At 45.9% G+C, this 9,016-nt stretch carries 9 protein-coding genes; all 9 read right to left on the reverse strand.

The window, feature by feature from the left end:
* Nucleotides 1–519 (reverse strand): aminotransferase class III-fold pyridoxal phosphate-dependent enzyme (locus ACR0P9_RS03900; RefSeq protein ID WP_432617523.1); only part of this gene is annotated, 519 nt, incomplete at its 3' end.
* A complete protein-coding gene (locus ACR0P9_RS03905; protein ID WP_432617524.1) occupies nt 516–1,376 on the reverse strand; it encodes an ABC transporter ATP-binding protein in 861 nt (286 codons plus the stop codon). The genes ACR0P9_RS03905 and ACR0P9_RS03900, both read right to left, overlap by 4 nt.
* A complete protein-coding gene (locus ACR0P9_RS03910; protein WP_432617525.1) occupies nt 1,369–2,403 on the reverse strand; it encodes an aliphatic sulfonate ABC transporter substrate-binding protein in 1,035 nt (344 codons plus the stop codon). The genes ACR0P9_RS03905 and ACR0P9_RS03910 overlap by 8 nt, the downstream gene beginning before the upstream one ends.
* A gap of 1 nt (nt 2,404) precedes the next feature.
* Complete coding sequence (locus tag ACR0P9_RS03915; RefSeq protein WP_432617526.1) at nt 2,405–3,187, reverse strand: ABC transporter permease; 783 nt, start codon at nt 3,185–3,187, stop codon at nt 2,405–2,407.
* A 24-nt stretch (nt 3,188–3,211) separates the two neighbouring features.
* The gene (locus tag ACR0P9_RS03920) at nt 3,212–4,120 is read right to left on the reverse strand and encodes a glycyl-radical enzyme activating protein (protein WP_432617527.1); all 909 of its coding nucleotides are present in this window, start codon (nt 4,118–4,120) and stop codon (nt 3,212–3,214) included.
* A 1-nt stretch (nt 4,121) separates the two neighbouring features.
* Nucleotides 4,122–6,605, reverse strand: a complete 2,484-nt coding sequence (gene hpsG, locus ACR0P9_RS03925) for a (2S)-3-sulfopropanediol dehydratase (RefSeq protein ID WP_432617528.1) — start codon at nt 6,603–6,605, stop codon at nt 4,122–4,124.
* Between the two features lie 24 nt (nt 6,606–6,629).
* Nucleotides 6,630–7,400 carry an ABC transporter ATP-binding protein gene (locus tag ACR0P9_RS03930; RefSeq protein ID WP_432617529.1) on the reverse strand — a complete coding sequence of 257 codons (771 nt, stop codon included), beginning with the start codon at nt 7,398–7,400 and terminating at the stop codon, nt 6,630–6,632.
* A 13-nt stretch (nt 7,401–7,413) separates the two neighbouring features.
* Nucleotides 7,414–8,184: an ABC transporter permease gene (locus ACR0P9_RS03935; protein WP_432617530.1), complete on the reverse strand. Its 771-nt coding sequence runs from the start codon at nt 8,182–8,184 to the stop codon at nt 7,414–7,416.
* A 6-nt stretch (nt 8,185–8,190) separates the two neighbouring features.
* Nucleotides 8,191–9,016 (reverse strand): aliphatic sulfonate ABC transporter substrate-binding protein (locus ACR0P9_RS03940; protein ID WP_432617531.1); only part of this gene is annotated, 826 nt, incomplete at its 5' end.

The raw sequence follows: 9,016 nt of genomic DNA on the forward strand, positions 1-9,016 counted from the left end.
AAAAAACTTAATAAATCCATTGGCTGCCGGATTTTCCAAAGCAAATCGGCGCGGATCACCGGATAAATTGCCGGAACCAAGCGTAGAGCCATGATAGCTGCGATAGCGAGAAAAGATTTTGCTGCGACCGGTCACAGTACGCGCCATATTGATCGCCGCTTCGTTAGAATCCGAACCTCCCAAAGCAAAAAATACCTTTTGCATGTTATCCGGCGCCAAATCAATGAGCATTTTCGCCAGCTGCGCCCTTGGACCTGAAGCAAACTTCGGTGCGACATACGGCAGAATATCCAGTTGTTTTTTTACAGCATAGATAATCTCCTGATTTCCATAGCCAAGATTCACATTGGTCAGCTGACTGCCCATATCCGTGTACCGCTTGCCATCATAATCCCAGAAATAAATGCCGTCTGCTCGTTCTACAGCAATCGGAGATGCCTTTCCTGTCATCCACGGATGCTGATTGTACAGCTTATCATACTCCAATGTTTCTTGCTTGTTTAACTCCTGTGTGCTCATGTTTCTTCTCCTTGTCTGTTAATCAATCGAAGTAATTTTTCCCGGTAGGTGTAAAATTCCGGTGTGAATTTAATGTCCGTGTCCGCCCCTTCTGCAATCTGGCGAGAAAAGGAAAGCGGAATATCCGCAATCACGCGCCCCGGATGCTTGCTTAGCACAATAACCCGAGAGCCAAGCAGCAATGCCTCTTCTACATCATGGGTGATAAAGAAAATCGTCTTGCCGCTTTCCCACCAAATCTTTCGTGTCAGATCCTGCACCGTTTCGCGCGTCAGCGCATCCAATGCACCAAATGGTTCATCCATCAAAAGAATTTCCGGATTATTGACCAATGCACGTGCAATAGATACGCGCTGTTTCATGCCGCCGGACAACTCATAAATCTTCTTGTCTGCAAATTCAGATAAACCAACTTTATCCAAATATTCATCCGCCAGCTGCGTGTACTCCTTCTTTGGCAGACCACGCATTTTCGGACCAAATGCGACATTCTCTCGAACAGAAAACCAATCATATAGCGGCGGATTTTGAAATACGACACCACGATGCCAATCGGTTCCTTTGATTTCTTCTCCATCCAATCGAATAGAGCCCGCAGTCGGCGGAATGAATCCCGCAATGATTTTTAAAAGAGTGCTTTTTCCGCATCCAGACGGGCCAAGCACGCACACAAACTCTCCTCGAAAAATATTAAAGGTAATGTTCTGCAATGCCTGAACCGGTCCGCTTTTGCCCTCATAGTTCAAGTCTACGCCGTGAATCGCAATCTGCTCTTGTTCGTCTTGAACATGAATATTTTCCACAGATACCAATTCATTTGTCGTCTCATATGGTATCGGATATTGTTTTTCATTCATTGTTTGCCGCCTTTTCTAAGTACGAAGTATCTATAGCGTTCTGAAACGTCTGAAGATCCGGTGCGCTCGAAATGCTCTTTTGTCCTACGAGAAAATCTGCCGTGTCCTTCAGTGTTTTTGCCATATCACTTCCTAAATATTCCTCTGACAATTGCTGTTTTACATTCAGCCAAGTAAATTGTGCAGCCTGACTCTGCGCGTCTTCTTGTGAGATTCCCAAAACTGATGCAATATCAGCATATGCTGTTTCCGGCTGGTTGAAATACACATCATTCGCTTTTAACAGTGCCTGCAAGTACTTAACCACTAAATCTGGATGGTTCTTTGCAAAATCATTGCGTGCTACGAGCAAATCTCCCGTTACAACGCCCTGTTCTGCCAGCTTGTCGCTTCCCGTAATGACTACGCCGCCATCTTTCAGCAGTTCATCCTGCACTGGATACCAGATATATGCGCCGTCAATATCTCCGCGCTGCCATGCTGCCCAAATATCATCTGCCTCCATATCCAAAAGATTGACATCGGATGCATTTACGCCGGACAGACTCAGCGCATTCAGCAGGCTGTAATGTGCTGTCGATGCAAACGGCGTGGCAATCTTTTTTCCTTTGAGATCTTTTATAGACTGAATGCCGGCATCTTTTTTCACAACCAAGGATTCCGCTGAACCGATGATGTCTCCGATGCCAATAACGGTATATGACAATCCAGAGGAAATGCCGAGTGCTGTCGGAGAGGTTCCTAATTCGCTGACATCTATGCTGCCGGATGCCAATGCCGTGTTTACATCCTTGCCGGAACTAAACGTTACAAGATTGACGTTTACGCCCAACGAATCTTCATAAAATTTTTCTTTCCGCGCAATCAAGTCGCCATTGACCAAATCCATGGTTCCGATATTGATTGTCTGTGCCTGATCTCCGGCTCCGCTTGCACCGGCAGTTTTTTCGCCGCCGCAGCCGGATAGGCTTCCTGCAAAAAGCACAGCCGCCAATGTCAATCCCAATACTCTGAATTTCTTTTTCATTTTACGATTTTCCCTTCCAATGTACGATGGTTCTCTCAGCCAATCGAATGATCTGATCGAGCAAAATACCCGTAATGCCCATCAAAATAACACCAAAGAAAATAATGTCACTGCGCAGGTAATTGCTCGCATCCAATACAAGCCAGCCGATGCCGGAAGCCGCAGCCACCATTTCTGCCGCAACCAATGTCGTGTATTCCACACCCAGCGCTGTTCTCACGCCGGTAAAAATGTCGCTGAGTGCTACCGGAAACACCACATAGAAAAAAATTTGTCTGCTGCTTGCACCTAATGTTTTGGCTCCATTGATATAATCTTCTCGAATCCGAACGACGCCGGAGACACAAGCAATATATACCGGTGCAAATCCTGCTAAAAAGAGCAAGGCAATCTTAGATACATTGCCAATGCCCATCCATAATACTAAAATCGTATAATATGCCAACGGCGGCAGCGGACGGTAAAACTCTACAATCGGCTCAAAAAATGCTCGCACTTTGGAATTGTATCCGCTGAGCAGTCCCAGCGGAATCGCCGTCACAAGCACCAAGGCAAAGGCAATTGCCAAGCGCTGCATACTTGCCGCCAAATGCTGCCACAGCGTATATCCCTTATATCCATTTTGTAAAATATCTAAAAACGCATTCCAAACAGCTTTGGGTGTCGGTACAAGCACAGTTGACACGATGCCAAACTGTGTGATCCCATACCACAAAAGAAAAACCGCTGCAACAACGCCAACTGTAATCCATCGTTCTATTGTTTTCTCTTGTTTTCGTTTCATTTCGTGCAACAAACCTCTTTTATGTTATATTCCTTTCTTCCATTGTTTTGCTAATGTGAGTATTTCTTCCCGAATGTCCGGTGCTAAAACGGCATCGCCCATTTCATACGGACGCCCCAGTGCTTTATATTTTCCTCTGCCAAAGCTATGATACGGCAAGGGTTCGTATGTCGTATTGGGCTTATCTTTCAGAAAATCCAAAATCGCTTGTATATCCTCAACGGTATCATTAAATCCCGGAATAATCGGCGTCCGCACTTTTTTCGGCAAATTCGGATATTCTTCACACAGCGTTTCAAAATTAGAAAGAATCCGCGTATTGCTCCATCCCGTATATTGCAGATGCTTTTCTGCATTCATGGACTTGATGTCATATAAGATATAATCCAAATATTTCGCCGCTTGATGCAAAGAGGCATATTCCGCTTGTCCGCAGGTTTCTATTGCCGTATGTATCCGCCGCTGCTTTGCGCCGCAAAGCAATTCGGTCAAAAATTCCGGATGCGTCAAGGGCTCTCCGCCGCTGATGGTCAAACCGCCGTTTCCGTGTCCGTAAAAGACAGCGTCCCGCTGTGTAATATCTAACAGTTCCGAAACGGTATATCGTTTTCCCTCTATTTTTATCGCCTGTGCCGGACATACTTCGGCACATTTCATGCACTGGCTGCACTTGGAAAAATCAATCGATGCCGTCTCATGGAGCGAGATTGCCTGCTTCGGACACAGGCTGCGGCAAAAGCCGCACGCCTGTTCTCCGATACATTGATTTTGTACATAAGAGATTTCCTGTGTTGTGCGCTGCGATTCAGGATTGCAGCACCATTTGCACCGCATCGGACAGCCCTTCAAAAAGACAATCGTCCGAATGCCCGGTCCATCGTGGAGTGAATAGTGTTGGATGTTAAATACATAGGGAATCTTTTTTGTCTGCATATCAAATCACTTCATGTTCTGTACGAGAAATGATGTCATCCTGCAAATCTTTCGTCAGTTCTGTAAAGTATGCACTGTATCCCGCAATGCGCACCAACAGATTGCGATAATTTTCCGGATGCTTCTGTGCTTCTCGCAGGGTGTCTGTATTGAGGACATTAAACTGGATGTGCCAGAGCTTTAAGTCGTGCCAAGCCTGAATAAACTGCACCAGTTTTTCTGTGCCCTCTTCTCCTCTGACGCACGCCGGACTCAGCTTGATGTTAATCAATCGTCCCGCATGTTCTCGATAGTTATAATTCTTCGTCGCATAGTTGGACAGCAATACCGCAGTCGGTCCATGTACATCTGCACCCTGAGAGGCACTAGAGCCATCGGACAGCGGGGTAAATGCATATCGTCCATTTGGCGTCGCACTGACCACTTTTCCGAACGGGACATGAGAAGTAAACGGTACCAATCGGAGATCTAAATGCACGCCCAATTCATTGCCGTATTTGCGTGTAAAATCCTGAGCTTCTTTATCCAACAGCTTGCCAATCTCATCGGTATACGGCGTATCGTTGCCATAGCTCGGTGCATGAAGCAGCAGCTGTCGGATCACTTCATAGCCTTCAAAGTTATGCTCCAATGCTTCTTTCAGCTGTCCCAGCGTGATGCGGTGTTCTTCAAAAACGACCTTCTTGATTGCTGCCAGCGAATCAATGACTGTGGCAAAGCCCATGTATTCAAAATAGCCAAGATCAATACCGCCTTCAATTTTTGGCTGATGCAAGTCTGTATATGTCTCTCTGCACAGCTTATGCAGCGCAGAGCCCAACGGGCTGGCAAAGTGCTGGCCGCGAAGACGAATGATCTCGTGCTGCTGAATAAATGCATGTTTGATAAATTCTCTCTGCTGCTTCAAGAATGCCTGCAGCACTTCATCAAATGTCTGGAACTCTTCAAACCGTCCGGTTTCCAATCCAAGCAGTTCTTCTCCATATTTTCTCATTCTGCCATTATAAATGACCATTTCCAGAGCAGCCGCGAAATTGATATATGCATTCGGACTGGTATACGTATCTCGATTCGGCATCCGGCACTCTGCGCAGCCGGAAACACTATAATCATAGGCTTCTTCAAAGTTTGCTCCCTTTGACAGAAGCAGCGGAATAATATCTTCATCATTGAGCAGCTTGGGGAAGCCCTCACCGGCTTTAATGGTCTCCGCGACTTCATACAAAAATTGTTTCGGACTTCTGGCATGAATGCGCGCTGCCAGATCCGGATAATTTAGTGGAAACTCTCGTTTGGACTTGAGCAAAATATAGCTCAATGCATTGGTTGCGTCCAATCCTTCTTTTGTCTGTCCGCCAATGGTCACGGCTTCCCAGTGCGCATAGCCTTCATTGAATGCACCGCCCGTGTCAGACAAATACAAGTCAATGAACTGTGCCATGCCGACCCACATGCATTCAAACAGCTCCTGCACCTCATCATCGGTAATGATTCCCGCCTCTATATCCTTCTGATAAAACGGATACAAATACTGATCCATGCGTCCATTAGAAATAATGGTACCGGTTTTCTGTTCCACACGAGAGAACATCTGGGTAAACCACTGTGCCTGCATCGCCTCTCGAAATGTTCTCGGCGGATTTTCCGGAACATAATCGCAGATTTCTGCAATTTTCTCCAGCTCTTTCTTTCTGACCGGATTTTTTTCTTTTGTTGCTAACTGCGCTGCTTTTTGCGCATGTCGATGCGCCCACAGGACAATGGCATCACAAGTCAGAATAATGGCTTCCAAAAACGGTTTCTTTTCTGTGTTATCCGTCGGGCTGTACGGGTCAAGCTGATCGAGTTTTTCTTTCATCTCTGCGCGAATGCCGCGAAATCCCTTCTGCATCACAATTTCATAGTCATGAACCCACTGAATGGAAGAGCGGAACGAAGCGGTTTCATTTACGATATATCGCGAAGTCAGTTCTTTTCCCGGATTATACGTCAGCTTCGTTGTCTCCGAAGGCAGTGCCTTTGCCAAATCCTCGTGGAATGTTTTTCCTTCCCAATACGGGGCAATCTGTTCCGTGACAATGCGGGCATCTTCCTCTGAAATATCAAACGGAGAATTTTCTCGCGTTGGCAGCTTTTTTATTGCCTCTCGAAAAATATTTCCATCCAGCTCCGGATACAGAATGCCGTAACGTCCCTGTTTTCCGCATCGTCCGACCAAAAGCTGATTATCGTCAATATAAATGGTCGCTTTTTCTGCATAATGATACAACGCCTTTGCCCAGCGCAGAATCAGCGGTTCACCTTCTGTCTCTCGAAAAGATTCTGTAAAATACAATCCGCGTTCTACATCAATCTGCGGCTTTTGCTCGCGAATGGTCTGTAAAATCGCTGCCGCTCGATTTGGATGGACAAATTTCCGGGTCTTATGGTCAATCTCATAGGCTATCCGCTGTTCCTGCGGAGATAAAATCTTTAATTCACTCATGGTATTTCCTTCTTTCTATATTTCTTAAATGGTATACACAAACGGGAGCGTTGTTTCTTCAAAGAAATCATGATAAATCTTGTCTCGAACTTGTGTAAACTGTGGACCGGTTCGCAGACGCGGTGTTCCTAAATCTACTGTTTGAATTCGTTTGATTCGTCCGGGATGCGGCGTCATCACAACAACGTGATTGCCCAAATACACCGCCTCATCAATATCATGTGTGACAATAATCATCGTGATTTGTTCCTGCTTCCAAATTCTCAGCAGCTGTTCTTGTAAATGGACCTTTGTGATCGCATCCAATGCTCCAAACGGCTCATCTAAAAGCAGCAATTTCGGCTTATTCGCCAAGGCTCTGGCAATCGCTACGCGCTGCGCCATGCCGCCGGACAATTGTCTCGGATAGGCGTCTTCAAAGCCGGTCAAACCGACAAGATTCAGATTTTCTTCGATCCAATCGTCATCTGTTTTTTGTTCGATTGGCAAACTGAATCGAATATTTTCTCGAACCGTCAGCCACGGAAGCAGTCGATGATCTTGAAAGATAAAGCCGGTTTTGCGGGATGGGCCGGAGACGGGTTTTCCTTCTACTAAAACCTCGCCCTGATACGATGTCTCCAGTCCTCCGATTATGCGCAGCAGCGTACTCTTGCCGCATCCGCTTCCGCCGATAATGGAAACAAAATCGCCTTCTTCCACAGACAAATTGATTTGCTCCAATGCGGTTACTGTATTTTCCTTTGTCTGAAATGTTTTGGTTACCTGTTTTATAGAAACAATTGGTTCTTTCATCGTTTTGCCTCGCTTAATTCCAAGTAATGAGCTTTTCCCGCAGTTTGCGCAGCACATCATCCATGATCTTTCCTAAAATACCCACGAGAAGCATACCCAAAATCACAATATCCGGTCTGGAAAGGCTTCTGCCATTGGAAAGCATGAATCCGACACCGCTGACCGCACCAATCATTTCTGCCGCCACAACGCAGACCCAAGCATTTCCTAAACCCAGTCGAATCCCCGTCATGATAGACGGCAGAGCACCGGGGATGACAATTTTGCGAATCAGTTCTTTTTTCGGCACTTCATATACCTGTGCCAGTTCAAAATATTTGCTGTCTATGGTTTGGATGCCGTCTACTGTATTGACGAAAATCGGAAAAAAAGCGCCTAAGAAGATGATAAACACCTTCGAGCTTTGTCCAATGCCAAACCACAGAATTGCCAGCGGAATCCATGCAATTGGCGGAATTGGACGAATAATCTGTAATACAAGCTCTGTGAATGTTTCCACCTTCGGAAAGATAGCAACCAGCACGCCCAGTACGGATGCCAAGACAAGTGCCAAGGCAAAGCCCTCCAGAACGCGAATCAGACTGACAAGAATATTGCTGCCAAGCTGACCATTTTCTATGTACTGTACGGTCGTCTGTATAATTTTCAGAGGCGATGGCATTGCATATGACGCAATCATTCCTGCCGAAGATGCCGCCTGCCAAATGACAATCAGAGCAATCGGCAGCGCGCAATATAAAACCCAATATTCAATGCCTCGTTTGGTTTCTTTTTTTGGTATCATGTTTATTCACCCGTTTGTATTGGTCTGATTTACTTCATCCACATATGTTGTGTTGATAAATGTATTCATATCGACATCATTCTGAATGATACCGGATTGCAGAGAAAAGTCCTTGACCGCTGTGATTTCAGCAATATCCTCCGGTGTCAATGCGGTCAAATAGGTAAAGTTTCCAATAATCTGCTTCATCAATGTCTCATCGACACCAAAGTCGGAAGCAATCGCTTTTGCGCATCCGTCCGGATCCTTTTTCAGCTGTTCATCTGCACGATTCAGTGCTTTAATATATGCTTTGACTACATCCGGATGCTGTTCTGCATAATCTGTGGTAAAATACGTCACCATGTTGCCGCGCTTTACGCCCGTGCCGTCAGCCAAAACTTTTGCCTTTCCTTCACTGGTCAGCTGAGAAATATACTGCTCCCAAATGACAATTGCATCGACTTCGCCGGATTCCAGAGCAGCCGGAGAATCGCCTGCGCCCAAATTGACGGATTGTACATCATCCAAGGAAAGTCCTTCTTTACTCAATAGCAGTGCCAAGAGATGCTGGGCATATGAACCTGTCGCATAGGCAACCTTTTTGCCCTTTAGATCAGCAACACTGGATATTGCAGAATTTGGAGAAACCAAGACAGCCAGTCCTTTTTCTCCATAGGCAACATTAGAAACAATTTCAATGTCCTGACCCGAAGACTTCGCAATGATTGCCGGAAGATCTGCCATGAATCCCATGTCGATTTCTCCGGCCGCTGCCGCTTCGTTGACCAATGGGCCTGACTGAAATTCATCCCATTCATAGGAACTGCCAACCGCTTGCAGCTCTTCATCC

The sequence above is a fragment of the Butyricicoccus sp. genome (assembly GCF_050872565.1).
Classification (GTDB): Bacteria; Bacillota; Clostridia; order Oscillospirales; family Butyricicoccaceae; genus Butyricicoccus_A.